23 protein-coding genes are annotated in these 26857 nt (G+C 74.5%); 9 read left to right on the top strand and 14 right to left on the bottom strand.

Annotation, left to right across the window (positions count from 1 at the left end; genetic code table 11):
• Positions 1-125: 125 nt before the first annotated feature.
• Positions 126-884, top strand: coding sequence for a L,D-transpeptidase family protein (locus OG946_RS03430; protein WP_326794683.1), 759 nt, complete (start codon positions 126-128; stop codon positions 882-884).
• A 69-nt stretch (positions 885-953) separates the two neighbouring features.
• On the opposite strand, the gene OG946_RS03425 is transcribed toward OG946_RS03430, so the two are convergent.
• The 3 genes from OG946_RS03425 to OG946_RS03415 all read right to left on the bottom strand — a co-directional run bounded on the left by OG946_RS03425 (position 954) and on the right by OG946_RS03415 (position 5934).
• The gene (locus OG946_RS03425) at positions 954-2390 is read right to left on the bottom strand and encodes a Gfo/Idh/MocA family protein (RefSeq protein WP_326794682.1); all 1437 of its coding nucleotides are present in this window, start codon (positions 2388-2390) and stop codon (positions 954-956) included.
• A 91-nt stretch (positions 2391-2481) separates the two neighbouring features.
• Positions 2482-5466 (bottom strand): FAD-binding and (Fe-S)-binding domain-containing protein, encoded by a 2985-nt coding sequence (locus OG946_RS03420; protein WP_326794681.1) that lies wholly within the window; start codon positions 5464-5466, stop codon positions 2482-2484.
• A gap of 12 nt (positions 5467-5478) precedes the next feature.
• Positions 5479-5934, bottom strand: a complete 456-nt coding sequence (locus OG946_RS03415) for a MarR family winged helix-turn-helix transcriptional regulator (protein WP_326794680.1) — start codon at positions 5932-5934, stop codon at positions 5479-5481.
• Between the two features lie 90 nt (positions 5935-6024).
• Between OG946_RS03415 and OG946_RS03410 the strand changes: the two genes are divergently transcribed.
• The 4 genes from OG946_RS03410 (at position 6025) to OG946_RS03395 (ending at position 9581) form a co-directional block, all read left to right on the top strand.
• Positions 6025-7869, top strand: coding sequence for an ABC transporter ATP-binding protein (locus OG946_RS03410; protein WP_326794679.1), 1845 nt, complete (start codon positions 6025-6027; stop codon positions 7867-7869).
• Positions 7870-7928: 59 nt separating this feature from the next.
• On the top strand, positions 7929-8444 hold the full coding sequence (locus tag OG946_RS03405; protein WP_326794678.1) for an O-acetyl-ADP-ribose deacetylase: 516 nt from the start codon (positions 7929-7931) through the stop codon (positions 8442-8444).
• A gap of 57 nt (positions 8445-8501) precedes the next feature.
• Complete coding sequence (locus OG946_RS03400) at positions 8502-9239, top strand: YqjF family protein (RefSeq protein ID WP_326794677.1); 738 nt, start codon at positions 8502-8504, stop codon at positions 9237-9239.
• An 87-nt stretch (positions 9240-9326) separates the two neighbouring features.
• On the top strand, positions 9327-9581 hold the full coding sequence (locus OG946_RS03395) for a hypothetical protein (protein ID WP_326794676.1): 255 nt from the start codon (positions 9327-9329) through the stop codon (positions 9579-9581).
• A gap of 165 nt (positions 9582-9746) precedes the next feature.
• Here the strand turns inward: OG946_RS03395 and OG946_RS03390 are convergent, their stop codons facing one another.
• Positions 9747-10721 carry a helix-turn-helix domain-containing protein gene (locus OG946_RS03390; protein WP_326794675.1) on the bottom strand — a complete coding sequence of 325 codons (975 nt, stop codon included), beginning with the start codon at positions 10719-10721 and terminating at the stop codon, positions 9747-9749.
• 89 nt (positions 10722-10810) lie between these two features.
• On the opposite strand from OG946_RS03390, the gene OG946_RS03385 reads away from it, so the two are divergent.
• A complete protein-coding gene (locus tag OG946_RS03385; RefSeq protein WP_326794674.1) occupies positions 10811-14194 on the top strand; it encodes a S8 family peptidase in 3384 nt (1127 codons plus the stop codon).
• A 110-nt stretch (positions 14195-14304) separates the two neighbouring features.
• Complete coding sequence (locus OG946_RS03380) at positions 14305-15171, top strand: alpha/beta hydrolase (protein WP_326794673.1); 867 nt, start codon at positions 14305-14307, stop codon at positions 15169-15171.
• On the opposite strand, the gene OG946_RS03375 is transcribed toward OG946_RS03380, so the two are convergent.
• Complete coding sequence (locus tag OG946_RS03375) at positions 15145-15795, bottom strand: TetR/AcrR family transcriptional regulator (RefSeq protein ID WP_326794672.1); 651 nt, start codon at positions 15793-15795, stop codon at positions 15145-15147. The genes OG946_RS03380 and OG946_RS03375 overlap by 27 nt on opposite strands.
• Before the next feature lie 107 nt (positions 15796-15902).
• Here OG946_RS03375 and OG946_RS03370 point away from each other — a divergent pair, with 107 nt between their 5' ends.
• Positions 15903-16055 carry a hypothetical protein gene (locus tag OG946_RS03370; protein ID WP_326794671.1) on the top strand — a complete coding sequence of 51 codons (153 nt, stop codon included), beginning with the start codon at positions 15903-15905 and terminating at the stop codon, positions 16053-16055.
• A gap of 17 nt (positions 16056-16072) precedes the next feature.
• On the top strand, positions 16073-16555 hold the full coding sequence (locus OG946_RS03365; RefSeq protein ID WP_326794670.1) for a hypothetical protein: 483 nt from the start codon (positions 16073-16075) through the stop codon (positions 16553-16555).
• A 13-nt stretch (positions 16556-16568) separates the two neighbouring features.
• Here the strand turns inward: OG946_RS03365 and OG946_RS03360 are convergent, their stop codons facing one another.
• The 9 genes from OG946_RS03360 to rhaI form a co-directional block, all read right to left on the bottom strand.
• Positions 16569-17384 carry an APH(3') family aminoglycoside O-phosphotransferase gene (locus tag OG946_RS03360; protein ID WP_326794669.1) on the bottom strand — a complete coding sequence of 272 codons (816 nt, stop codon included), beginning with the start codon at positions 17382-17384 and terminating at the stop codon, positions 16569-16571.
• Positions 17381-17734, bottom strand: coding sequence for a VOC family protein (locus OG946_RS03355; RefSeq protein WP_326794668.1), 354 nt, complete (start codon positions 17732-17734; stop codon positions 17381-17383). The genes OG946_RS03360 and OG946_RS03355 overlap by 4 nt, the downstream gene beginning before the upstream one ends.
• Before the next feature lie 73 nt (positions 17735-17807).
• Entirely contained in the window at positions 17808-19109 is a 1302-nt protein-coding gene (locus tag OG946_RS03350; protein WP_326794667.1) for an exo-beta-N-acetylmuramidase NamZ family protein, read from the bottom strand.
• Between the two features lie 87 nt (positions 19110-19196).
• Entirely contained in the window at positions 19197-19832 is a 636-nt protein-coding gene (locus OG946_RS03345; RefSeq protein WP_326794666.1) for a LutC/YkgG family protein, read from the bottom strand.
• Positions 19833-19884: 52 nt separating this feature from the next.
• Positions 19885-21348, bottom strand: a complete 1464-nt coding sequence (locus OG946_RS03340; RefSeq protein WP_326800130.1) for a lactate utilization protein B — start codon at positions 21346-21348, stop codon at positions 19885-19887.
• Positions 21349-21380: 32 nt separating this feature from the next.
• Positions 21381-22097 (bottom strand): (Fe-S)-binding protein, encoded by a 717-nt coding sequence (locus tag OG946_RS03335; RefSeq protein ID WP_326794665.1) that lies wholly within the window; start codon positions 22095-22097, stop codon positions 21381-21383.
• Entirely contained in the window at positions 22076-23593 is a 1518-nt protein-coding gene (locus OG946_RS03330; protein ID WP_326794664.1) for a rhamnulokinase, read from the bottom strand. The genes OG946_RS03335 and OG946_RS03330 overlap by 22 nt, the downstream gene beginning before the upstream one ends.
• Entirely contained in the window at positions 23590-25668 is a 2079-nt protein-coding gene (locus OG946_RS03325) for a bifunctional aldolase/short-chain dehydrogenase (protein ID WP_326794663.1), read from the bottom strand. The genes OG946_RS03330 and OG946_RS03325 overlap by 4 nt, the downstream gene beginning before the upstream one ends.
• Entirely contained in the window at positions 25656-26813 is a 1158-nt protein-coding gene (gene rhaI, locus OG946_RS03320) for an L-rhamnose isomerase (RefSeq protein WP_326794662.1), read from the bottom strand. The genes OG946_RS03325 and rhaI overlap by 13 nt, the downstream gene beginning before the upstream one ends.
• Positions 26814-26857: the final 44 nt, after the last annotated feature.

Below are 26857 nucleotides of genomic sequence, written 5' to 3'. Positions count from 1 at the left end.
CCGTGCAAGGCTGGCGGTTCGCGGGCGGGATTTCAACCGGTTTTCCCCCGCGCCGTGGCCATTGCGCCACGGCCCGCGGGGGACCGCCCGGCAGGGCGCGGGACGCGGCGTGTGACGATGGGTGTATGCGTGCGTACGGGACGAGCGGGCGGCTGCCGCGCCGGACGGCCGCCGCGGCGGTGGGGCTGATTCTGCTGGCGGGCTGCGGCGGTTCGGGCGGCGGCGACGGTGACAGCGGGGGCACGAGCGGTACGGGCAAGGGCGCGGCCACCGGTGGCGCGAGCGCGTCGCCCAGCACCCCGCCCGGCGACATCCCCGGCGTCGGCGCCCGAATGAACGGGAAGGTGCCCGCGGACTCCCGCCAGGCCGTCGCCGTCTACGGCAAGGGCCCCGACTCCGCCGACGCCACCGTCGTCCTCTACGAGAAGCACGGCGGGAACTGGCAGCGCCGGGAGAGCTGGCCCGCGCACAACGGCAAGAAGGGCTGGACCCCCGACCACCGCGAGGGCGACAAGCGCAGCCCCGTGGGGGTGTTCACGCTCTCCGACGCCGGCGGCGTGCTCGCCGACCCGGGCGCGAAGCTCCCGTACCTCCAGAGTCCCGCCTTCGCCGCGCCCCACTACTGGCCCGAGACGCACTGGAACGACTTCGACCTCGTCATCGCCATCGACTACAACCGCGTGCGGGGCACCTCGCCGCTCGACCCGACCCGCCCGCAGGGGCAGGGGAAGGGCGGCTCGATCTGGTTCCACATGGACCACGGCAGCGGAACGTCCGGCTGCATCAGCATCTCCAAGTCCGGGATGACGGAGCTGCTGCGCACCCTGGACCCGCGGAAGGACCCGGTCGCCGTGATGGGCGACCGGGCCTCCCTTGCCGGCTAACGGCGCCGCGCGCCGGTCTCCGCCGGGGCCGCGCGCCGTCAGCGCGGCGACGCGGCCGTAAGCCGGCGCTCATGCCTCGTCGGGCTTCTCCGAGTCGACGCCGGAGCGCTTGTCCTTCCACCCGCCGCGGGTGAAGTCCGGGATCTGCTGCGGCTTGCCGCCCGCCTTGATCGACTCGTGGCTGAGCGGCACCGGCGCGGTCCAGGTCACGGCGTCGTAGACGTCGAAGTCCGGGACCAGGCCGAGGCGCATGCACTGCATCAGCCGGAAGATCATGATGTAGTCCATGCCGCCGTGGCCGCCGGGCGGGTTGGAGTGCTCCTTCCACAGCCAGTGGTCGTACTCCGCGAAGTCGCCGAAGCTGTGCCACCGGTCGTCGGTGTGCATCGGCTCCAGGTAGATGCGCGGCTCGTAGTCCTCGAAGACGCCCTTCGTGCCGCCGAGGGAGTTGATCCGGCTGTACGGGTGCGGGGTGGAGACGTCGTGCTCCAGCCGGATGACGCGGCCCTTGGCCGTCTGCAGCACGCTGAAGGTGCGGTCACTGCCGATGTACGTCTCCTTCCAGCTCGGGTCACCGGCGGGCATGTGCTCCTCGCGGTACTCCGCGAGGCCCAGGGCCGGGGTGCCGAAGCTGGAGATCTGCGTGACGCGGTCGCCGCGGTTGACGTCCATGTAGTTGGCCGTCGGGCCGAAGCCGTGGTTGGGGTAGAGGTCGCCGCGCAGCCGGGTGTGCCACAGCCGGCGCCACGGGCCCTCGTAGTAGTCGGGGTCGAACATCAGCCCGCGCAGGTCGTGGTTGTACGCGCCGGCGGCGTGCAGCAGCTCGCCGAAGAGCCCGGCGTGCGCCATGCGCAGCACCCGCATCTCGTTCTTGCCGTACGCGCAGTTCTCCAACTGCATGCAGTGCCTGCGGGTGCGCTCGGACAGGTCGACGAGGTCCCACAGCTCCTTCACGGTCATCGCGATGGGGCACTCGACACCGACGTGCTTGCCGTTCGTCATGGCCGCCCTGGCCATCTCGAAGTGCCAGTCCCAGGGGGTGGCGACGTAGACGAAGTCGATGTCGCTGCGGGCACAGAGCTGCTCGAAGTCGTGATCGCCCTTGGTGTACGTGGCGGGCGCCGGCTGGCCGGCGGCGACGACCTTCTTCGCGGCCCGCTCCACCTTGTCCACGACCGGGTCGCACAGCGCCGTCACCTGGACGCCCGGCTGGGCCAGGAACAGGTCGATCATGCCGCCGCCGCGGTTGCCGAGGCCCACGATCCCGACCCGTACGGTGGTGTGGGTCTCGAAGGGCACGCCGATCATCGTCCTGCCGAGCCGCGGCGGCACGGCCGGTGCGGCGGCTTCACCGGCTGCCCCCGCCTCCGCCGCCTGGGCCTGGGAGGCGCCGAAGGCCCCCAGGCCGAGCCCTGCACCGGCGATGCCCGCCGAGCGCAGAACCGAACGGCGGGAGTAGCCGTCGTCGGAATCGCCGGGTCTCGGGGTGGCGTTCTCCTCGCGCATGCGTCCTCCGGAAAGTGTGCGGAAGGTTCGCCGCCACCCTCGCCGGACCCGGGCGCGCCGACAAGAGGTCTGCACCACTGAGGAGTTGGACTTACCGCCCGGGCCGGATGGACTTATCCGCGGCGCCCCGGGCACCCGCCGGGCGGGTGGCGCGCTCCAGCTCCAGCAGTACGGAGCGGTACGAGCGGCCGGTGGCCCGGTCCATGCCGATCTCGCACATCCGGTTCGCCGACAGGTGCGCGTCGTAGTCGCGGGCGGTGACCTCCGCGGCCTCGCGCGCGGTCGCGGACGCGGTCAGCTCCTTGTGCAGCATGCCGCGGTCGCCGGCGAAGGCGCAGCAGGCCGCGTCGTCCGGCACGACGACCTCCTCCGCGACCGCCTCGGCCAGCGCGGTGAGCCGGCCGGTGTTGCCCAGGTGGCGCATCGAGCAGGTCGGGTGGACCACGGCGGAGGACGTCCTGCGCTCGACCGTCAGGCGGGGCAGCAGCTCGTCGGCGGCCCAGTCGAGCGAGTCCACGACGGTGAGCTGCGCGTGCAGCTTGCGGCTCGCCTCCGTCAGATACGGCACCACCTCGTGCGCGAGGCCCAGGGTGCAGGACGAGGCGTCGACGACGACCGGCAGCCGGGCGCCGTCGGTCCACCGCCAGGCGGCCTCGACGACGCGGTTGGCCATCAGCCGGGTGCCGTCGTCGTAGCCCTTGGAGTGCCAGATGGTGGCGCAGCAGGTGCCGGTGACGTCGTCTGGGATCCACACGGGCCGCCCGGCGCGGGCGGAGACGGCGACGACGGCCTCCGCGAGGTTCGGTCCGCGCGCGTCGTCCGGGCCGCCGAAGATGCGGTTGACGCACGCCGGGAAGTAGACGGCGGCGGCGCCCTCGCGGACGGTGCCGGGCAGCCGGCGCGCGGCCGGCGCGGGGATCTCCGGCAGCCACTCGGGTACGAGGTCGGGGCGCACCGCGCGGCGCGCGAGCCGGGTCGCCGCGCCCGGCACCCGGTCGCCGAGCCGGTGCGCGACGGCGACGGCCAGCCGGGCGGCCCGTTCGACCTGGCGGAAGCGGCGGGCGGTGCCGGCGGCGGCGCGCTCCTCGCGGGCGGAGTGCCGGGCGTGCCGGAAGTCCTTCATCAGCTGCCCGGTGTCGATGCCGACGGGGCAGTCCAGGGCGCACGTCGAGTCGCCGGCGCAGGTGTCGACGGCGTCGTACCCGTACGCCCGGAGAAGGCTGCCGGTGACCGGCGCGTCCGGCGGCTGGCGCAGCATCTCCCGGCGCAGCACGATGCGTTGCCGCGGGGTGGTGGTCAGATCGCCGCTGGGGCAGGTGGGTTCGCAGAAGCCGCACTCGATGCACGGGTCGGCGACGTCCTCGATCCGCGGGATGGTCTTGAGCCCGCGCAGGTGCGCCTGCGGGTCGCGGTCGAGCAGCACCCGCGGGGCGAGGATGCCGCGCGGGTCGATCAGCTCCTTGATCCGCCACATCAGCCCGGTGGCCCGCTCGCCCCACTCCAGCGCGAGGAACGGGGCGATGTTGCGGCCGGTGGCGTGCTCGGCCTTCAGCGAGCCGTCGAAGCGCTCGACGGTCAGCCGGCAGAAGTCGTCCATGAAGGCCGCGTACCGCTCGACGTCTGCGGGCTCGGCGGCGTCGAAGGCGAGCAGGAAGTGCAGGTTGCCGTGGGCGGCGTGGCCGGCGACGGCGGCGTCGAAGCCGTGCCGCGCCTGGAGTTCGAGCAGCGCCTCGCAGGCTTCGGCGAGCCGGCCGGGCGGGACGGCGAAGTCCTCGGTGATGAGGGTCGTACCGGCCGGGCGGGAGCCGCCGACGGCGGTGACGAACGCCTTGCGCGCCTTCCAGTAGCCGCCGATGCGGCCCGGGTCGCGGGTGAACGCGTTGCCCTCGGCGGCGACGGACCCGACCGGCGCCACGAGGCCGAGCCCCGCCAGCACCCCGGCCGCCGCCTCCTCGTACGCCTCCCGCGCCGCCTCGTCCGGCGCCCGGAACTCCACCAGCAGCGCCGCCGTCTCCTTCGGCAGCTCCGCCCAGTCGGCGGGCACACCGGCGACGCTCACCGAGGCGCGCAGCGTGTTGCCGTCCATCAGCTCCACGGCCCGCGCCCCGGCGGCGTTGAACGCCGGCACCGCGGCCGCGGCGGCCTGGAGGGTGGGGAAGAACAGCAGCGCGGTGGAGGTGTGCCGGTCCAGCGGCAGCGTGTCGAAGACGGTGTCGGCGATGAAGCCGAGCGTGCCCTCGGAGCCGACCATCAGCCCGCGCAGTATCTGCACGGGGGTGGCGCCGTCGAGGAAGGCGTCGAGCCGGTAGCCGTTGGTGTTCTTGATCTCGTACTTGGCGCGGATCCGGGCCGTCAGCTCCGCGTCCGCCTCGATCTCCGCCTTGAGCGCGAGCAGCCCGCGGCACAGCTCCGGCTCGGCGGCGGCCAGCCGCTCGTCGGCGTCCGGCGCGGCGGTGTCCACGACGGTGCCGGAGGGCAGGACGAAGGTCAGCGAGGCGAGCGTGCGGTACGAGTTGCGCGTGGTACCCGCCGTCATGCCCGAGGCGTTGTTGGCGACGACCCCGCCGAGGGTGCAGGCGATGGCGCTGGCCGGGTCGGGACCGAGGACGCGGCCGTGCCGGGCGAGGGTGGCGTTGGCCCGTACGACGGTGGTGCCGGGGCCGACGCGGGCGCGCGCCGCGTCGTCGCCGAGCACCTCGACGCCCGCCCAGTGGCGGCGTACGTCGACGAGGATGTCCTCGCCCTGCGCCTGGCCGTTCAGCGACGTGCCCGCCGCCCGGAAGACCAGCTTCCGGCCGCGCTCGTGGGCGAACCGGAAGAGCGCCGAGACGTCCGCGACCGTCTCGGCGACGGCCACCGCCTGCGGCACGAACCGGTACGGGCTGGCGTCCGAGGCGTACCGCACCAGGTCCGAGGCGCCCGTCAGCACCTTCTCCGCGCCCAGCAGCGCCGTCAGCTCCCCGCGCAGCGGCTCCGGCGTGCCCGCGGCGAGGTCGTCGGCGACCCGGTCGGGCGCGGGCGCCGCCGCTCCGCGGCCGGGGCGCAGGGCCGAGGGCTTGGGCTGGAGCAGCGGCATGGAACGGACTCCTCAGCAGGCGTGGCCGTGCGTGTCGACCAGGGGGGCGATGAGCCCGAGCAGTTTTTCACGCTGCTGTTCCGACAGCGGCTCCAGCACGTCCGCGGCGGCGGCGAGGCGGGCCCGGTGCAGCTCGGCGAGCGCCGTGCGCCCGGCCGCGGTGGTCTCGATCCGGATCACCCGCCGGTTGGCCGGGTCGGGCACGCGCCGGACCAGGCCGCCCGCCTCCAGCGCGTCGACGTGCGTGGTGACCGCGCGGGGGACGACGCCGAGGTGCTCGGCGAGGTCGGCCATCCGCGGCGGCTCCTCGTGGCGCTCCAGGGTGCGCAGCAGCCGGGACTGGGCGGGCGTGATGCCCAGCGGCTTGAAGTGGTGCTTCTGCGCGTAGTGGATCCGGCGGGTGAGCAGCAGGAGCTGCTCCGCCAACTGGCCGGTCACGTCTGCGGGGGGCGGGGGCGACTGGGACACGCTCCGAGGGTAGCAGGAGCATGTTCATTGTGCATATAGGTAACAATGAGCTACCCTCCCATAAGGTCGTCACACTCTTCTAGGAGGCCCATGCCGCACGATCCACTCGACGGGTGGTCACCCCCGCCCTCCGATCCGGAGCAGCCCGCCCAGGTGCGCCGGATCCTCGCGCTCTTCCGCCCCTACCGCGGCCGCCTCGCCGTGGTCGGGCTGCTGGTGGCCGCGTCCTCGCTGGTCTCGGTCGCCTCGCCGTTCCTGCTCCGCGAGGTCGTCGACACCGCCCTGCCCGAGGGCCGCACCGGGCTGCTCAGCCTGCTCGCGCTCGGCATGGTCGGCGTCGCCGTGCTCAGCGGCGTCTTCGGCGTGCTCCAGACCCTCATCTCCACCACCGTCGGCCAGCGCGTCATGCACGACCTGCGCACCGCCGTCTACGCCCAGTTGCAGCGCATGCCGCTGGCGTTCTTCACCCGCACCCGCACCGGCGAGGTGCAGTCCCGCATCGCCAACGACATCGGCGGCATGCAGGCCACCGTCACCACCACCGCCACCTCGCTGGTCTCCAACCTCACCAGCGTGATCGCCACCGTCGTCGCCATGCTCGCGCTCGACTGGCGGCTGACCGTCGTCTCGCTGCTCCTGCTGCCGCTCTTCGTCTGGATCGCCCGCCGCGTCGGCCGCGAGCGCAAGAAGATCACCTCGCAGCGGCAGAAGCAGATGGCCGCCATGGCCGCGGGCGTGACCGAGTCGCTGTCGGTCAGCGGCATCCTGCTCGGCCGCACCATGGGCCGCTCCGACAGCCTCACCCGCGGCTTCGCCGACGAGTCCGAGAGCCTGGTGGACCTGGAGGTACGGGCCAACATGGCGGGCCGCTGGCGGATGGCCACCATCGGCGTCGTCATGGCCGCCATGCCGGCCGTCATCTACTGGACCGCGGGCCTGGCCTCCGGCACCGCAGGGCAGGCCGTGTCCATCGGCACCGTCGTCGCCTTCGTCTCGCTCCAGCAGGGCCTCTTCCGGCCCACCGTCAGCCTGCTCTCCACCGGCGTGCAGATGCAGACCTCGCTCGCCCTCTTCCAGCGCATCTTCGAGTACCTCGACCTGCCCGTCGACATCTCCGAGCCCGAGCACCCGGTGCGGCTGGCGAAGCCCCGCGGCGAGGTGCGCTTCGAGCACGTCGACTTCGCGTACGAGGCGGGTCAGCCGACGCTGCGCGACGTCGACCTCACCGTTCCGGCCGGCAGCAGCCTGGCGATCGTCGGCCCCACCGGCGCCGGCAAGTCCACCCTGGGCTACCTGGTGCCGCGGCTGTACGACGTCACCGGCGGCCGGGTCACCCTCGACGGCACCGACGTGCGCGACCTCGACTTCGACTCGCTCGCCCGCGCGGTCGGCGTCGTCGCCCAGGAGACGTACCTCTTCCACGCCTCCGTCGCCGACAACCTGCGCTTCGCCCGCCCGGACGCGACCGACGCCGAGATCGAGGCCGCCGCCCGCGCCGCGCAGATCCACGACCACATCGCCGCCCTGCCCGACGGCTACGACACCCTCGTCGGCGAGCGCGGCTACCGCTTCTCCGGCGGCGAGAAGCAGCGCCTGGCCCTCGCCCGCACCATCCTGCGCGACCCGCCGGTGCTCCTCCTCGACGAGGCCACCAGCGCCCTGGACACCCGCACCGAGCGCGCGGTGCAGGAGGCGGTCGACGCGCTGGCCGCGGGCCGTACGACGATCACCATCGCGCACCGGCTCTCCACGATCCGCGACGCCGACCAGATCGCGGTCCTGCACGACGGCCGGATCGCGGAACTCGGCACGCACGAGAAACTGATGGCCGCCGGCGGCCGGTACGCGGCGCTGGTCCACCGCGACCTCGACGCGGACGCGAGCGCGGTGGCCGCGGGCGAGCCGGTGGCGGAGGGCGCGTCGGTCACCGTCTGAGCCGCCGTACGGGGCGGGCGCGCCCGGCGCCGCCCCCGGGCCCGTACTACGGTGGCGCCATGGGTGTGCTCACGGCCGTGCGCGGCGACATCACCGAGCAGCGGGTCGACGCGGTGGTCAACGCCGCCAACTCCTCGCTGCTGGGCGGCGGGGGCGTCGACGGCGCCATCCACCGCAGGGGAGGCAAGAGCATCGCCGAGGAGTGCCGCGAACTGCGCGCCTCCGTCTACCCGGACGGCCTGCCGGCGGGCCGCGCGGTGGCCACCGCCGCCGGGCTGCTGCCGGCCCGCTGGGTGATCCACACGGTCGGCCCGGTGTGGACGCGGAGCGAGGACCGCTCGGCGCAACTGGCCTCCTGCTACCGCGAGTCGCTGGCGGTCGCCCGCGAACTGGGCGCCCGCACCGTCGCGTTCCCCGCCGTGTCCACCGGTGCGTTCGGCTGGCCGCTGGACGACGCGGCCCGGATCGCGGTGGCCGCCGTCCAGGAGGCCGTCGACAAGCGGGCCTTCGACGAGGTCCGCTTCGTCCTCTTCGACACCCGGGCCCACGAGGCGTTCGCCCGGCACCTCGGCTGACGCGGCGGCGGCGCGCCCCGCCGGGCCGCGCCGCGCCGGCACTGCGATGCTGGCACCGTGCAGAAGCCCGAGCCCGTCACCCCCGACGCCCCGCACGCCGTACGGTTCCCGCTGCTCACCCAGCAGTGGCTGGACCTGACGTTCGTCCACTGGGCCTTCGAGCCGGACGCAGTGGCGCGGCTGCTGCCCCGCGGGACCGTACCGGACACGCACGACGGGGTCGCGTACGCGGGGCTCATCGCGTTCCGGATGCACCGCGTCGGAGGGCTGCGGCTGCCCGCGGTGCCGTACCTCGGCTCCTTCCCCGAGACCAACGTGCGCCTGTACTCGGTCGACGGCCGCGGGCGGCGCGGTGTCGTCTTCCGCTCGCTGGACGCCGCCCGGCTGGTCCCCGTGGTGCTGGGCCGGCTCGGCTTCGGGCTCCCGTACGTGTGGTCGCGGATTGCCGTCCGCCGGGCCGGTGACACGCTCGTCTACACCAGCTCGCGCCGCCGGCCGGGCCCGCGGGGCGCGTACAGCCGCCTGACCGTGCGTCCGGGCGCACGGGTCGGCGAGCCGAGCGCGCTGGAGCACTTCCTCACCGCGCGCTGGGGGCTGCACACCGCCTTCTTCGGCAGGACGGCCTACCTGCCCAACGAGCATCCCCGCTGGCCGCTGCACCGCGCGGAGCTGGTGCGGTGCGAGGAGAACCTGGTCGCGGCGGCGGGCCTGCCCGCGCCCTCCGGCGACCCGGTCAGCGTCCTGTACTCGCCGGGCGTCCCGGTACGCCTCGGCCGCCCGCTGCGCGCCGCGTAACCGGCCGGTCCGTGACGGCCGATCCAGCTCGGGTCGACCAGGTTGCCGCCGCAGGTGTGGCTGCCCGGCGCACTCTGCAGCGAGGCCATGAAGGAGTACGTCTCGGAGGCGGGCTGGCCGCCGACGATCCGCGTCGTCGGCGGGGGCGTGGGCTCCGGGCCGCCGGCGGCCGTGGCCGCGCCCGACATCGACAGAACGGCCACGACGGCGGTCGTTAACCCGCCGAGCCGCATGATGGTGCGCACTCGTTTGTTCATTCGCGGTTTCCTCCTATGGGGACTTCGGCGCGTGTACGTCGAAGGGGAATCGCCGGAGCGTGAACACGAGTTCAGCGGGAGGTAAACAGGGCGCCGGGCGAAACGGGAATTCGCGTGTCCTGAAATTTCGGCGCTGAGCTGGGAGTTCGCCATCCAGGAATCGCGGTTCTGGGGGTCGGTTGCAGAAATCGCTTACATAACGCGGCGATATGGCCATGGAACAATGCAAGGCGCTGGAGAGCGGCGGGAATTACTCCGGATGGCCGTGTGGTTCCGGGTCCGGAAGCCAGCCGCGGCGCTGCGCCAGGATTCCCGCCTGGAAGCGGGTACGGGCGCCCAGTTCGTCCAGCAGCTCCGCCACCCGCCGGGTGACCGTCCGCGGGCTCACGCCCAACTGCCGGGCGATCGCCTCGTCCTTGACCCCCGCCGCCAGCAGCGTCAGCAGCCCCAGGTCCGAGCACGAAGGACGGTCCTGCGCGGGCCGCGGCAGCAGCGGCGCGGCCTGCTGCCACAGCAGCTCGAAGAGGCTCACCAGCGCGTCCAGCAGCGCGCACGGGCGGATCACCAGCGCGCTGTCCACCTGGTCGTCGAGCACGATCGGCAGCAGCGCCACCGCGCGGTCCGCCAGCGCCAGCTTCATCGGCACCTGCGGATGGACCCGCGACTGCTCGCCGTTGGCCGCCGCCCGCCGCGCCGCGGCCAGTGCGCCGGGGTACTCCAGCGACTCGGGGGCGTAGATGCCGCGTACCACCACTTGCTCGTGCAGCCGCGCCGTCACGCCCTCCTCCGAGGGCGTCACGTCCGCCGCGTACGGCGGCCGGTCGAAGACCAGCAACTCCCGCTCGCAGCCGCGGACGAGCTGGCCGAAGCGCTCCGCGATGGCCTGCCGGCCGGTGAGGACCTCCAGCAGCTCGTCCGGCTGCCGGCCCGCGCTCAGCGTCGCCGCCAGCGTCCGCGCGTTGCGCTGCAGCTCGCCCAGCTCCCGGCGGCGCCGCGCGACGAGCAGGTCGACGGCGGTGTCCGGGCGGGTGGCCAGCAGCCGCACCGGGCGCCCGGGCAGCCGGCTGACCAGGCCCACCTCCTCCAGCTCCGTGACGCTGCGCCGGGTGGCGCGCTCGGAGCGCCTCAGCTCCCCGGCGAGCTGGGCGACGGTGCGGCCGGGCGCCGCGAGCAGCGCGCGGTAGACGGACTCGGCGTACGGCGGTATCCCCAGGGCCTCAAGCATCCGGCCATGGTGGCTACTTGTGGACGTGGCGACAAGACGCCACAAAGATTCGTTCCGCCGCGCAGGCCCGCCGGGGTAAGACCGGGATCATGTCCTCCAGACGGCTCCCTCAGCACGTCCGCGCTGCCGTGACAGCCCTTCTCCTCGGCGGGCTGACGCTCCCGGCCCTGTCGGCCACGCCGGCCGCGGCCGGCCCCCCGCCCCTCGCCGCACCGCCCGCGGGCGGCGCCTCCGCCTCCGCCACGGTCACCCTCGTCACCGGCGACGAGGTCACCGTCGACGCCCCCGCCGCGGACGGTCCCGCCGCCGTCTCCGTCACCCCGCGGTCCGGGTCCGGCACCCGCTCCTTCACCACCCTGCGCGACGGCGACGACGTCTACGTCGTCCCGGACGACGCCGCCGGGCTCGTCCCCGAGGTGCTCGACCTCGAACTCTTCAACGTCACCGCCCTCGTCGAGATGGGCTACGACGACGCCTCCACCCGGGCACTCCCCCTGATCGTGCAGGGTCCCCGGCCGCTGGCCGCGGCCGGCGAGGCGGCCCGCGAGGACGCTTTGCCGCTGCCCGCCCTCGACGCCGTCGCCGTCGAGCTGCCCAAGAAGAGCGCCGGCACCTTCGCCGCGACCCTCGCCCGGCCCGCGGGCCCGGCGGCGGCCGGGGTGCGCCGGGTGTGGCTGGACCGCAGCCTGGAGGCCGCGGAACTCGACGGCAACCTCAGCCAGATCGGTGCCCCCGAGGTGTGGGACGCCGGGCTGAGCGGTGCCGGCGTGGACGTCGCCGTGCTCGACTCCGGCGTCGACGCCGACCACCCCGACCTGCGTGGCAGGGTCGCCGGCGCCGCCGACTTCACCGGCGAGGGCACCACCGAGGACCGCAACGGCCACGGCACCCACGTCGCCTCCCTCGTCGCGGGCAGCGGCGCCGCGTCCGGCGGCGCCCGCAAGGGCGTCGCGTACGGCGCCCGGCTGCTGTCCGGCCGGGTCCTGAACGGCGAGGGCGAGGGCCGGGCGTCCTGGGTCATCGCCGGCATGCAGTGGGCCACCGAGCAGGGTGCCGACGTGGTCAACCTCAGCCTCGGCGGCACCGCGCCCGAGTACCCCGAGAACGACCCCGTCGCCCGCGCGCTCGACACCCTGGCCGCCGACACCGGCACCCTCTTCGTCGTCGCCGCGGGAAACTCGGGACCGTACTCCGGCACCATCGGCACCCCGGGCGTCGCGGAGAGCGCGCTGACCGTGGGGGCCGCGGACGCCGACGGCGGTACGCCCCGGTTCACCAGCATCGGCCCGACGACCGGCGCGTTCCTCTCCAAGCCCGACCTGACCGCCCCGGGCGTCGCCGTCACCGGCGCCCGCGCAGGCGGCGGCACGGCCGATCCGTACACGGAGATGAGCGGCACCTCGCAGGCCACGCCGCACGTCGCCGGCGCCGCCGCGCTGCTGCTGCAGAAGCACCCCGACTGGGACTGGCGGCGGCTGAAGACCGCCCTCATGACCACCGCGGACGGCGACGCCGCGGCACCCCGGCCGCACGCGGCCGGCGCCGGCGTCCTCGACCTGCCGGGCGCCGCGAACGAGACCCTGCAACTCGACCGCGGCAACGTCGACTTCGGCTACCTGCGCTACCCCGAGGGTGAGCGCCCCGCGTCGATCGAGCTGACCCTGACCAACGACGGCACCGAGCCCCGCGCGATCTCCCTCACCGACCTCGCCACCGAGCGCGCCGGCGCCCCCCTCGCCGACGACGCCGTGACCGTGACGCCCGCCGCCGTGACCGTCGCCCCCGGCGCCACCGAGCGGGTGACGGTCACGCTGACGCCCGGGGGCGTCGCGCCCGGCGTCTACTCCGGCGCCGTCGTCCTCACCGAGAACGGGCACGACACCGTCACCCTGCCGCTCAGCTTCTACCTCGAACCGCCCCGCCACGACGTGGACCTGACCGTCCTGGACCGGAACGGCCGGCCCTGGGCGGGCGGCAGCCTGTGGCTGCTCAACATGCGGGAGACGTACCCCGAGACCGGGGGCGGCTTCCGCACCGTCCACCTGGACGAGAACGGCCGTGCCACCGCCCGCATGCTGCCCGGCCCGCTGTCGATGCTGGCCAAGGTGGAGACGCCCGCCGCGGACGGCGATCCCGCCACCGTCGCGTTCGCCGGCTCGCCCGAGGTCATGCTCGACGGCGACATGGCGTACACCATCGACGCCCGCAAGGCCCTGCCGCTGCGCCCCGCGACCGTCGAGGGCGCGGACACCAGGGTGCGGCACGCCTCCGTCCACTACGCCCGCCACGACGAGGGCGGCACCGACGGCCTCGACGAAGGCATCTACGCCACCGGCGAGGAGATCGAGCAGGGCCGCGTCTTCCTCCAGCCGACCGAGCCGGTACGGCACGGCAGCGCGGCGTTCGTCACCCGCTGGCGGCTGGAGGGGGACGGCAAGCCGCAGGGGCGGAATGCCGACGTGTACGAGCTGGTGCTCGGCCGCGGCGAGACGATCCCCGACCCGCCGAGCTACCGCGTCACCCGGGCCGAGGCCCGCCGGCTGGCGCGCGTCGAGGCCGACTACCGCTCGCTGCTCGGCCGCGACGACACGTACACCGAGACCCGCGAGGCGAGAACCGACGGCATCCAGACGGCCTTCGCCTACGAGTACCCGCTCGCGGTGCCGCAGCGCCGGGTCGAGATGGTGACCGCGCGGCCGGACGTCTCGTGGCGCCACTGCGTCCTCGGCCCCGAGCCGGCGCTCCCGCGGCTGTGCGCGCCCACGCTGCCGTACGAGCCGGGGGAGAGCGCGGAGCCGGTCTGGTACGGCGCCCCTGCCCCGGCGGTTATCGCCGGACTGCACTACGGCGACCAGCTCGATCTGCCTGTGTCGCTGAGCGACGGCGAACACCAGGGCTCGATATGGAACAGCGCGTCCGCGGGGAACGAGAGCCTGCGGCTCTTCCGCGACGGCGCCGAGGTCCCGGTCCGCCCCGGCACCAGCTACTTCCCCGTCACGCCGGAACCCGCCACATACCGGCTGGAGCACACCTCGCGCCCCGACCGCGAGGCGCTGCCCATCGGCAGTGAGACGCGCACGAGCTGGACCTTCCCGGCCCGCGGTCCCGCGGATCCGCTGGTGGGGCAGGAACGGGTGCGGCTGCTGGGCGTCGACTACGCGCCCCGCACCGACCGCGACGGTGCCGTCCCCGCGTACCGGCCGCTCACCGTCGGCCTGCGGCTGACGTCCACCGCGGGCCCGGAGGACGCGATCAGGACCGAGCGCGGCAGCGTGCGGTTCTGGGCCTCCACCGACGGCGGCGAGCGCTGGCACGAGGCGCTGGTGGCCGCGGGGCGGGGCGGTGAACTGACCGCGCTGGTCCCGGGGGTGTGGCCGCGCCCGGGTCAGGAGGTGTCCGTACGGGTACGCGGCACGGCCGCCGAGGGCCGGGCGATCGAGCAGACGATCACCGACGCCTACCGCGCCGGCTGAGCCGCCGCGCCGGCCCCGGCGGACCGCCGGGGCCGGCGCGCGCACGCCGCCCGCCGATCGCCCGCACCTCCGTTCCGAAACTGAGCGAACGATCGTGCTATCTTCTGCCCATGAAGCCTGTCGTCACCGCGCTCATAGGCAAGGTCCTCAACGCCACCGCCGCCGTCTCCCCGGGCCTCGCGGGCCGCGGCGCCCTCGTCCTCTACCGTCACCCGCGCTCCGACCGCGCCTTCGACGACGCCGAACGCCGGCTGCTCGCCGGCGCGTTCACCGGCAGCCTCACCGTCGCCGGCAAGAACGTGGTCACGTACTGCTGGGGCGACGGCGAGCGGCCCGTGCTGCTCGTGCACGGCTGGCGCTCCCGGGCCGCGCACTTCGCCCCGTACATCGCCGCGCTGCGCGCCGCCGGCTACACGCCCGTCGCGTTCGACGCCCCCGCCCACGGAGCCTCGGAAGGGCGCCGCACCACCGTGCTGGAGTACCGCGAGATCATCGCCAGGCTGTACGAGGAGCACGGCAGGTTCGAGGCCGTCGTCGCGCACTCCCTCGGCGGCTCCGCCGCCTTCCTCGCGCTGCGCGGCGCCGCCGCCGCGGACCGTCTTGTGGTGATCTCCGGCGTGGCCGACTTCGACCACGTCGTCGACGTGTTCTGCGCCGGCCTCGGCCTCGGGCCCCGGGTGAAGACCGGGCTGCGGCGGCGCATCGAGATCGACATGTTCCCCGGCGAGCACGACCTGTGGCGGCGCTTCGACGTCACGTACCGGCCAGCCGAGATCACCCTCCCGATCCTGCTCGTCCACGACGAGAAGGACCGCATGGTCGCGGCCGCGCAGGCGGACAAGACCGCCGCGGCCTACGGCGGGCAGGTCAGACAGCACCGCACCAGCGGCCTCGGGCACCGGCGGATCCTCGCGGATCCCGGCGTGGTGCGCACGGCGCTGGAGTTCGTCTCAGCAGGGGAGCGCGTCCGGGACTGAGTCCGGCTCCGCGGCCACCGCGCGCAGCCGGGCCACGACCGCGGAGGCGGCCAGGTCGTACGCGTCCTGCGCGCCGTGCAGCAGCGACAGCAGGTTGGCGTGCTCCAGCAGCGCGATCAGTTCGAACGCGAGCCGGCCGGCGCCGGTGTCCGGCCGCAGCTCGCCGGCGGCGCGGGCCTCCTCGACGGTCCGCTCCACGTACGCCGCCCAGTCGCGGTGCGCCGCCGCCACCGCGTCGTGCACGGGGCCGCTGCGGGAGGCGAACTCGGCCGCCGCGCCGTAGAAGAAGCAGCCGCCGGGGAAGACGCGCTCGCGCGAGTAGCGCAGCCAGTGGGAGCAGAGCGACAGCAGCCTGCCGACCCCCGGCGGCTGGTCCTGTACGGGCCCGACCACGGTCTTGGCGAACACCGCGCCCGCGGCCCGCACCGTCGCGAGCTGCAACTCCTCCTTGGAGCCGAAGAGCGCGAAGACGCCGCTCTTGCTCAGCCCGAGCTCGCTCGCGATCCGGCCCAGCGACAGGCCCTCCAGGCCCTCCACCGAGGCGATGTCCATCGTCCGCCGCAGCACGAGCCGGCGCGTCTGATTCCCGCGCTCGATCCGCCCGTCCACCCGCGTACCGGCCACTCCGCTCGCCTCCTCTGCCTGCCGGCCAGTCTACTGACCAGTGCCGTCCCCGCCCCCGGCGGAAAGGGCAGGGTCCGTTGCCGGCGGCGGGCGGCACACTGGGCGGTATGGGTGAGACGCGAACCGCGATCGAGGAGCTGACGGGGCTGTGGTTCTCCAGCGGCGACGAGGACGGGCCGATAGTCACGCGCACGACCGCGCAGCGGGCGACGGGGCCCCGCGCGAGCAGACGCCGCGCGGCCCGCGGGGTTCGCGGCTGATCCTCGCCGGCGCGGTCGTGTCCGGGCTGCTGCTGGTCAGCGGGGTGTGGGCGGTGCTGGGGGACTCGCAGCGGAGCTTGGGCGTGCCGGTGCCGGGCGCGGATCTCGTGTACTTCGAGTCCGGTCACGGGTACGAGCCGGTGCGTACGGTGCTGCGCTCGCGCGCGGACGTCGCCGACTTCGCGCAGCGGTACCCGGCGGCGGCGAGGAGCGCCGAGGGCCCCGGCGGGCAGGCCCGCCGGGACTTCGGGACCGACGCGCTGGTCGCCTTCGCCTGGAGCACCGGGTGCACCCGCGCCGGCTCCGCCGACCTGCGCAGCTCCAAGGAGCAGGGGCTGTTCGCGGAGCCCGCCGGCACCACGGCGTACCGGAAGTGCGCGGAGCCCTTCGACGCGCTCGCCGTCTTCGCGGTCCCGCGGGAGTGGGCGCCGCACGACGTCGAGCTGGCCGGCGGGCCGCCGGACCCGCCGGGACCCACCGGGGCGCCGGCGGCGCCGTGACGCGTATGGGGCGTCAGAAGAACTCGTCCAGCAGGGTGTAGAACTCCGTCCGGGCCGGGTCGACGCACACGTCCCCCTCGCCGGCCGCGCGGTACGTGCGCAGGAACAGCTCGGCGGCCGCCGGGCCGTGCTGCGGGTTGAGGTCCTCGTCGGTGAAGCTGCGGACCGCCAGGGCGAGGTCCAGGTGCCGGTCGGCGACGCCCAGGCGGCCCAGGTCGATGACGCCGGAGACCTCCAGCGTCGCCGGGTCGACCAGCACGTTCGGCGCGCACAGGTCGCCGTGGCAGACCACGAGGTCCTCGACGGCGGGTCGGGTGCGCTCCAGCTCGGCGAAGAGGCCGGCGGCGCTCAGGCCCCGCCGGTCGTCGTCGAAGTCCTCCTCGTCCACCAGCCCGGCGGAGACCGCCGCCCCCGCCAGCGGCACCGTCACCGACAGGTCCCGGGCGTACGGGCAGCCGGCGACGGGCAGTTCGTGCAGCCGCCGGGTGAACCGGGCCAGCGCCTCGACGGCCCCCGCCCGCAGCTCCGCCGGCCACGGCTCGGCCAGCGACCGCCCGGGCCGCGCCCGCGTCACCAGCCACGCGGTCCCGTCCGCCGCCCCGACGTCGACCACCTCGGGCGCGGGCAGCCCCTGGGCACGCAGCCAGCGGGTGCACGCCGCCTCGTGCCGCAGATCGGCCCCGGGCTCGGGGTGCCCGTCCCCGGCCGCCGCGGTCTTCACGAAGAGTTCGCCGGGCCCGCTGAGCCGCCACACGCCCGCGCCCGACATGCCGTCGGTCACCGGCTGCCAGTCGTACGCCGAATAGCGGGCCCGCAGTTCGGCCGTCACCGCTCCTCTTCGAAGACGCAGAACTCGTTGCCCTCGGGGTCGGCCATGACGGACCAGTCGATCTCGTCGTCACGCCCGCGGACCAGCGTCGCGCCCAGTGCCTCCATCTCCTCCGGCACACCCCAGACGTCGAAGTGCATGCGGTTCTTGACCGTCTTCGCCTCCGGGACGGGGTTGATCCAGATCAGCGGGCCCCGCCCGGCCAGGTCGTGGATGGGCACCGGCCACTCGGCGGGCCACTCCTCGCCGGTGTCCTGCCGGCGGGTGTAGCCCAGGGCGGTGCACCACCAGTCGGCGAGCGCCTGGTGGTCCCGGGCGTCCAGCGCGAGATCCTTGAAGCGTGCGGGCATAGGGGCGATCCTAACCGGGTCCCGCGGGCCGCCGGGGCCCGCCGCGGCGCGGGCTCCCGGGACCCGGCGCGTGTCAGCGGTAGAGCAGGTAGCGTCGGCGGCGGCGGGTGAAGTCCGCCAGTTCGTCCTTCCAGGCGGCCACGACCGCGGCGACGTCCCGGCCCTCGTCGATCATCGTGCGCATCCGCGTCGAGCCCGACAGCTTGTCGATCCAGAAGGGCCGCTGCGGGTCCCAACTGTCCTGCCGCCAGGCGAACTCGGGGTAGCGGGCGGCCTCGACGAGCATCGCCACCGCGGCCGTCACCGGCTCGTAGCGGCGCCGGTCGGCGACGTGCACCTGCACGCCCGCGCACGTCGCGCCCACGTGCTTGCCGAACGTCGGCACGAAGTACGCCTCGCGGAACTCCACGCCCGGCAGCCCGCGGGCGTTGAGCCGGTCGCTGTAGTGGTAGTCCAGGTAGGGCGCGCCGATCCACTCGAACGGGCGCGTGGTGCCGCGGCCCTCGGAGAGGTTGGTGCCCTCGAAGAAGCAGGTGCCCGCGTACGCCAGCGCCGTGTCGGCTGTCGGCATGTTCGGGGAGGGCGGCACCCAGGGCAGGTCGCCGTCCTGCGCGTACGACTCGGGGTCCCAGCCCCGTACCCGTACGACCTCCAGCTCCACCGGGCCGCCCGCACCCTCGTCGGGCAGCAGTTCGCCGTTGAAGTAGCGGGCCAGCTCGCCGACGGTCATGCCGTGCTGCTGGACGATGGGCTTGAGGCCCACGCCCGAGGTGAAGCCCGGGGTCATCATCGCGCCGTCGGCGCGGCGGCCGATCGGGTTGGGGCGGTCGAGGACGACGAAGGCGGCGCCGGTGTCGCGGGCGGCGACCATCGCGTTGTACATGGTCCAGATGTACGTGTAGAAGCGCGCGCCGACGTCCTGGATGTCGAACACGATGGTGTCCGCGCCCGCCTTGGCGAACAGCTCGGCCATCTTCGCGGCGTTCGCGCCGTACGCGTCGTAGACCGTCAGCCCGGTGCGCGGGTCGATGGTCTCCGGCTCGGCCTCCCCGGCCTGCGCGCTGCCGCGGAAGCCGTGTTCCGGGCCGAAGACGCCGGCGATGTCGAGGGTGCCGGAGGCGTGCATGGAGTCGACGACGTGGCGGGTGTCGCGCAGGATGCCGGTCGGGTTGCTGACGATGCCCAGCCGGCGGCCGCGCAGCACGGACCAGTCCTGTGCGGCGGCGGCGTCGGCGCCGGTCTGCAGCGCGGCGGGGCGCCCGCCCGCGCGGGCGCGCGCGGCGGCCGGTGCGGCGCCGGCGAGCAGGGGGACGGCCGCGCCGGCGGCGGTGCCCGTCAGGAGCGTACGGCGGGACGGTGCGGAAGGTCTCGGCATGGCGCAGAAGCTAACCGACCGCGGGGGAGGGGAACAGGGGCCCGGCCGGTTGCCAGTGGTGTACAACTCTGGTGGCGGGAGCGGCCATCAGCCCGCCATGAGCACGACCTCCAGCGTCCGCGGCCCGTGCACGCCCTCCACCCGGTCCAGCTCGATGTCGCTGGTCGCCGAGGGGCCCGAGATCCAGGTCTGCGGCCGGGCCGGGTCCAGCCGCTCCATGGCCTGCGGCAGCGAGTCCACCACCTGCTCCGGGACCCGCACCACGCACACGTGGTGGTCGGGGATCAGCGTGATCCGCCGCCTGCCCTGCCCGGCGCCGGCGTCCAGCACGATCGTGCCGGTCTCCGCGACGGCCAGCGCGCAGCCCGTCAGCACGCTGTCGACCGCGTCCAGGTCCCGGGCGGTGCTCGCGGCCACGTCGGGGACGCGGGTGGCGTCGACCGCCGCGGTCCACTCGGGCGGCAGCCCGTCCGGTACGAGCAGGGTGCGGGTGCCGCGCTCGGCGAACAGCCGCGCCAGCAGCGCCGGCAGCCCTCCGGCGTCCGTACGGTGCACGAGGGCGCGGTAGTCGGCGAGGTTCTCCGCGAGCAGGTCCGCGGACTCGGCGGGGGAGCGGTCGCCGTGCACGCGCAGGTAGTCGCGCGGCACCTCCGGCTCCGGTGTGCCCGCGGCGTCGCGGGTGGCGGCCCGTACCCGCGCGAGGATGGTCTCCCTGCTGCTCACCGCGTACCCCTCCCGCTCCGCGTCCCACGACCGGCCCGTACGGTACGGCCCTTCACGATCCCGCTCCGCGGGTGCGCTGCCACCACGCCCGGAACGACTCCTTCGGCACCGGCGGCAGGTCCCGCGTCGCGGACCACGCCTTCCCGGGACCCGGCAGCCGGCGCGGGTGCAGCCGCCGGGTGCCGGTCGTGGCGCGCAGCGCGGCGCCGTAGACGCGCGGGTGGTCCAGCGTCCAGCGCGCCGCGCGCATCGCCGCCCGCTCCGCGGCGTGTCCCTTCGCCGGCTTGATCACGGCCTTCGTGCCGCGCACCGTGTACGCGCCGCCCTCGGCGACCCGCGAGCGCAGGTGCACGAGCACCTCGGGGATGTCGATGGCGACCGGGCACACCTCGTAGCACGCGCCGCACAGCGTCGAGGCGTACGGCAGCGAGGCGTCCAGCGCGCTTGCCGTGCCGCGGAGCTGGGGGGTGAGGATCGCCCCGATCGGGCCCGGGTAGGCGGAGCCGTACGCGTGCCCGCCGGCGCGCTCGTAGACCGGGCAGACGTTGAGACACGCCGAGCATCTGATGCACCGCAGCGCCTGGCGTCCCACCTGGTCGGACAGCGTGTCGGTGCGTCCGTTGTCCAGCAGCACGAGGTGGAAGTCGCGCGGTCCGTCTCCCTCGGCAGGCCCTGTCCAGGTGCTCGTGTACGGGTTCATCCGCTCGGCGGTCGAGGAGCGCGGCAGCAGCTGGAGGAAGACCTCCAGGTCCCGCCAGCTCGGCACGATCTTCTCGATGCCGACGACGGAGATCAGCGTCTCCGGCAGCGTCAGGCACATCCTGCCGTTGCCCTCGGACTCCAGCACCACCATCGTGCCGGTCTCGGCGACCATGAAGTTCGCGCCGGAGACGGCGACCCTGGCGTCGAGGAACTTCTCCCGCAGGTGCAGCCGCGCCGCCTCGGCCAGCTCCGCGGGCCGGTCGCCGAGCCCGGCGGGCGCGGGGCGGCCCCAGTCGGCCATCCGGTCGCGGAAGATGTCGCGGATCTCGCCGCGGTTCTTGTGGATGGCGGGGACCAGGATGTGCGACGGCAGGTCCTCGCCGAGCTGCACGATCAGCTCGGCGAGGTCGGTCTCGTACGCGCGGATGCCGGCCTTTGCCAGCGCCTCGGTCAGCCCGATCTCCTGCGTGGCCATCGACTTGACCTTGACGACCTCGTCGGCGCCGGTCTCCCGGACCAGCCGGGTGACGATCGCGTTGGCCTCCGCGGCGTCGACGGCCCAGTGCACGTGCCCGCCCGCGGCGGTCACCGCCGCCTCCAACTGCTCCAGATAGCGGTCCAGGTGGCGCAGCGTGTCGTCCTTGATGGCGGCGCCCGCGGCGCGCAGCCGGTCCCAGTCGGCGAGTTCGGCGACGGCCGCCGCGCGCTTGCCGCGGATGGTGCGCGTCGCGTGGGTGAGGTTGGCGCGCAGGGTGGCGTCGGCGGTGGCCGCGGCGGCGGACTGCGGGAAGGCCGCCGGGCGGGTACGGGGCATGCCCAGGAACGTACGGGCCGCTCGGGTCTCGCTCACCAGACGTTCCCTTCCGTGCTCGCCAGGATCTCCGCGAGGTGCACCGGCCGTACCGGCGAGCCGCGGCGCGCCAGCGTGCCGCCGATGTGCATCAGGCAGGAGTTGTCCGCCGCGCACACCGCCTGGGCGCCCGACTCCTCCACGTGCCGCGCCTTGTCGGCGCCCATCGCCGCCGAGACCGCCGGGTTCTTCAGCGCGAACGTACCGCCGAACCCGCAGCACTCGTCCGCGCCCTCCAGCTCGTGCAGCGTCAGCCCCTTCACCTGCTCCAGCAGTTGCCGCGGCCGGTCGCCGAGGCGAAGCACGCGCAGCCCGTGACAGGTCGGATGATAGGTGACCGCGTGTGGGTAGTACGCACCGACATCGGTCACTTTGAGGACGTCGGTGAGGAACTCGGTCAGCTCGTACGTGCGCGGGGCGACGGCCGCCGCGGCGGGCTCGCCGATCCGCGGGTAGTTGTCGCGGACCATCGCCGCGCACGAGCCGGACGGCGAGACCACGTACTCGTAGTCCGCGAACACGTCCGCGTAGCGGCGGGCGAGCGGCCGGGTCTCATGCAGGTAACCGGTGTTGAACTGGGCCTGCCCGCAGCAGGACTGCGCGAGCGGGAAGTCGACCGTCACCCCCAGCCGCTCCAGCAGGGCCACGACCGCGCGCCCGGTGCGCGGGTAGAGCGTGTCGTTGACACATGTCACGAAGAGCGCAACGCGCATTCCGCTTCCTCCCAGGCCAATCCGCCGTCGCCGGGTTCATACTCCCGCAGCGGCTGCGTTCTGTGAAGCAGAGATCGGAGGTCTGACAGGGTGCCGTCGATCACCCCGGCCGCCCGCGCCTGGACGAGGACGTTGCCGAGGGCCGCCGCCTCCACCGGTCCCGCGACCACCGGCAGGCCGCAGGCGTCCGCCGTCAGCCGGCACAGCAGGCCGTTGCGCGCGCCGCCGCCGACGACGTGCACCACCCGTACCGTACGGCCCGAGAGCCGCTGCGCGTCGGCCACCGCGCGGCGGTGCGCCAGGGCGAGGGAGTCCAGCACGCAGCGCACCGTCTCCGCCGCGGACCGCGGCTCCGGCCGCCCCGCCCGCCGGCACGCCGCCGCGATCCGCTCCGGCATCCGGCCCGGGGCGAGGAACGCCGGGTCGCCGGCGTCCACGTACGAGCGCAGCGGCGGCGCCGCGGCGGCCCCGGCGAGCAGGGCGTCCAGCTCGTAGGTGTGCCCCTCGGCGTCCCAGGCCCGCAGGCACTCCTGGAGCAGCCACAGTCCCATGATGTTGCGCAGGTAGCGGACGGTGCCGTCCACGCCCAGCTCGTTGGTGAAGTTGGCGGCGCGGCTCTCCTCGGTGAGTACGGGCGCGGGCAGTTCGACGCCCGCCAGCGACCAGGTGCCGGTGGCGATGTACGCGAAGTCCGTGTCCCGCGCCGGCACGCCGACGACCGCCGAGGCGGTGTCGTGCGAGCCGACCGCGGTCACCGGCACCGGACCGGTCAGGCCCGTCTCCTCCAGCACCGCGGGCAGCAGCTCGCCCGCCGGGTCGCCGGGGCGGCGCAGCGGGGGGAAGAGCCCGAGATCGACGCCCGCGGCCTCGGCGACGCGGCGGGAGAACGCGCCGGTGCGCGGGTCGACCAGCGCCGTGGTGGAGGCGTTGGTCAGCTCGGTGCCCGCCTCGCCGGTCAGCCAGTACGCGACGAGGTCGGGAATGAGCAGCAGTTGCCGGGCCGCGGCCAGCGCGGGGGTGCCGCGGGCGGCGAGGAGCTGGTAGACGGTGTTGAACGGCAGGTGCTGCAGGCCCGTCGCCCGGTACAGCTCCGCCGCGGGCAGCACCGCGGCCAGCTTCGCCGCCATCCCCTCGGTGCGGGCGTCGCGGTAGTGCACGGGGTTGCCGATCAGCGCGCCCGAGGCGTCGAGCAGGCCGTAGTCGACGGCCCAGGAGTCGACGCCCACGCCGGCGAGCCGGCCCCCGGAACGCCGGCCGGCCGCGCGCAGTCCTTCCAGCACGCCCGCGTAGAGCGCCAGGACGTCCCAGTGGAGCGTGCCGGCCAGCCGGACCGGGCGGTTGGGGAACCGGTGCACCTCCTCGATGTGCAGCTCGCCGCCGCCGGCCCGGCCGAGCATCACGCGCCCGCTGGCGGCGCCGAGGTCGACGGCTGCGAACGGCAGCGAGTTCCCGTCGGCCCCGCGGCCGCCCCCGCTCGGCCCGTACGCCCCGCTCACCGCAGGAACGCGGCGGCGACGCCCGCGTCCACGGGGATGTGCAGCCCGGTCGTGTGGCTCAGCTCGCCCGCCGTCAGCGCGAACACCGCGTTCGCCACGTGCTCCGGCAGCACCTCCCGCTTCAGCAGCGTCCGCTGCGCGTAGAACTCGCCGAGCTTCTCCTCTGGCACCCCGTACACCGCCGCCCGCTTGGCGCCCCAGCCGCCGGCGAAGATGCCGGAGCCGCGCACGACGCCGTCGGGGTTGATGCCGTTGACGCGTACGCCCAGCTCGCCCAGCTCCGCGGCGAGCAGCCGCACCTGGTGCGCCTGGTCGGCCTTGGCGGCCCCGTACGCGATGTTGTTCGGCCCGGCGAACACGCCGTTCTTGGAGGCGATGTAGACGATGTCGCCGCCCATGCCCTGGGCGGCCAGCACCCGCGCCGCCTCGCGGGAGACGAGGAACGAGCCGCGCGCCATGATGGCGTGCTGGGTGTCCCAGTCCGCCGCGGTGGTCTCCGCCAGCGGCTTGGAGACCGAGATCCCGGCGTTGTTGACGACGAGGTCCACGCCGCCGAACGCGAGCACCGCGGCCCGGAACGCCGCCGCGATCCGCCCCTCGTCCGTGACGTCCACCGGCACCGCGACCGCCTTGTCGGGACCGCCCAGTTCTGCGGCGACCGCCTCCGCGCCCGCCGCGTCCCGGTCGGCGACGACGACGCACGCGCCCTCCGCCGCCAGCCGCCGGGCGATGGCCCGCCCGATGCCCGAGCCCGCGCCCGTGATCAGCGCCACCCGGGTCGCCAGCGGCTTCGGCGGCGGCATGCGGCGCAGCTTGGCCTCCTCCAGCTCCCAGTACTCGATACGGAACTTCTCCGCCTCGGCGATGGGGGCGTACGAAGAGACCGCCTCGGCGCCGCGCATCACGTTGATCGCGTTGAGGTAGAACTCGCCCGCCACCCGGGCGGTCTGCTTGTCCTTGCCGAAGCTGAACATCCCCACGCCTGGCACCAGGACGATCGCCGGGTCGGCGCCGCGCATGGCCGGCGAGCCGGGGGCGGCGTGGCGCTCGTAGTAGGCGCGGTAGTCCTCGCGGTACGCCGCGTGCAGCTCCCGGAGCCGGGCGACCGCCTCCTCCAGCGGCGCGTCCGGTGGCAGGTCGAGGACCAGCGGCCGGACCTTGGTGCGCAGGAAGTGGTCCGGGCAGGAGGTGCCGAGGGCGGCCAGCCGCGGGTGCGCCTCACGGGCCAGGAAGTCCAGCACGGCATCGGTGTCGGTGAAGTGCCCCACCTGCGGCCGGTCGGCGGAGGCCAGCCCGCGGACGACCGGCGCCAGCGCGGCGGCCCGCGCCCGGCGGTCGGCGTCCGGCAGCGGCCCGTAGCCCTCCAGGAGCGGGCCGAAGGGCTCCGGCCGCCCCTGCTCGGCGAGGAACCGCTCGGCGGTGCGGATGATCTCCAGCGAGTTGCGCTCGCACTCCGCGGAGTCCGCGCCCCACGCCGTGATGCCGTGGCCGCCGAGGACCACGCCGATCGCCTCGGGGTGCGCCTCGTGCACCGCGGCGATGTCCAGGCCCAGTTGGAAGCCGGGCCGCCGCCACGGCACCCACACCACCCGCTCGCCGAAGCACCGCCGGGTCAGCTCCTCGCCGTCCGCGGCGCAGGCCAGGGCGATACCCGAGTCGGGGTGGAGGTGGTCGACGTGCGGGGCGCCGACCAGGGCGTGCATGGCGGTGTCGATCGAGGGCGCTGTGCCTTCTCCCCCCGGGAGCCATCCCCTGCCGTGCAGGCAGTAGTCGAACGCGCCCACCATCTCGTCCTCGCGGTCCACCCCCGGGTACGTGCCGGTCAGCGCCCGCAGCCGGTCGAGACGCAGCACCGCCAGGCCCGCGGCCGTCAGCGTGCCGAGGTCGCCGCCGGAGCCCTTGACCCACATCAGCTCCACGTCGCCCCCGGTCACCGGGTCCTTCGCGGTGCCCTTCGCGGAGGCGTTGCCGCCGGCGTAGTTGGTGTTGCGCGGGTCCGCCCCCAGCTTGTGCGCCCGCGCCAGCAGGTCCGCCACCGGGTCGTACGCGCCGGGCCCCCCGCTCACGCGCCCCACCCCGCCTGCGTGCCGCCGACCCGCTCCGCGACGATCCGCTCGGCCCACCCCGAGCGCCGGTACGCGGCCATCGGGTCCGGGTCGAGCCCCATCTCCTCGCGCACCTCGGCCAGCAGCGGCCGCACGTCGGTGTTGTAGGCGTCCATCAGCACGGCGTTGGCGGCCAGCACGTCGCCCTCGCGCTGCGCGGCGCCCAGCGCCTCGCGGTCGACGAGCAGCGCCTTGGCGGTGGCCTCCTGGACGTTCATCACCGAGCGGATGATCGCGGGGATCTTCGGCTCGATGTTGTGGCACTGGTCGAGCATGAAGGCGACGCCGGGGCCGAGCCCTCCGCCGCGTACCACCTCGTACATGAGGCGGAACAACTGGAACGGGTCGGCCGCGCCGACCATCAGGTCGTCGTCGGCGTAGAAGCGGGAGTTGAAGTCGAAGCCGCCGAGCTTCCCCTCCCGCAGCAGCACCGCGACGATGAACTCGATGTTGGTGCCCGGCGCATGGTGCCCCGTGTCCACGACCACCTGCGCCCGGTCGCCCAGGCGCAGGCAGTGCGCGTACGCCGTGCCCCAGTCCGGCACGTCCATGTGGTAGAACGCCGGCTCGAAGAGCTTGTACTCCAGCAGCATCCGCTGCCCCTCGCCCAGCCGCTCGTACACCGCGGCCAGCGCCTCGGCGAGCCGGTCCTGGCGCTCGCGCACGTCGTCCTGGCCGGGGTAGTTGGTGCCGTCGGAGAACCACAGCTTCAGGTCCCGCGAGCCGGTGGCGTCCATGATGTCGACGCACTCCATCAGGTGCGCCAGCGCCTTGCGCCGCACCGCCGGGTCCGGGTGGGTGACCGAGCCCAGCTTGTAGTCGTCGTCCTGGAAGACGTTGGCGTTGATGGCGCCGAGCCGGAGCCCGCGCTCCTTCGCGTACGCCGCGAGCGCCGCGTAGCCGTCGGCGCCCTCCACCCGGTCCCACGGGATGTGCAGCGCCACGGACGGCGCCACCCCGGTGTGCTCGTGCACCCGGGCGGCGTCGTCCAGCTTCTCCTGGGGCGTGCGCGGCACCCCCGGCTGCGCGAAGACCTTGAAGCGTGTGCCTGAGTTGCCGTACGCCCAGGAGGGTGTCTCTACTGCCTGGGACTTGAGTGCCGCTTTCACGGTCATCGCGAAGCCTTTCCGCGCGGGGTGTCGCTGTCGAGTGGGGTGTG

Source organism: Streptomyces sp. NBC_01808 (assembly GCF_035917395.1).
In the GTDB taxonomy this organism is placed as follows: domain Bacteria; phylum Actinomycetota; class Actinomycetes; order Streptomycetales; family Streptomycetaceae; genus Streptomyces.
This window is presented reverse-complemented; position numbering and strand designations above follow the sequence as displayed.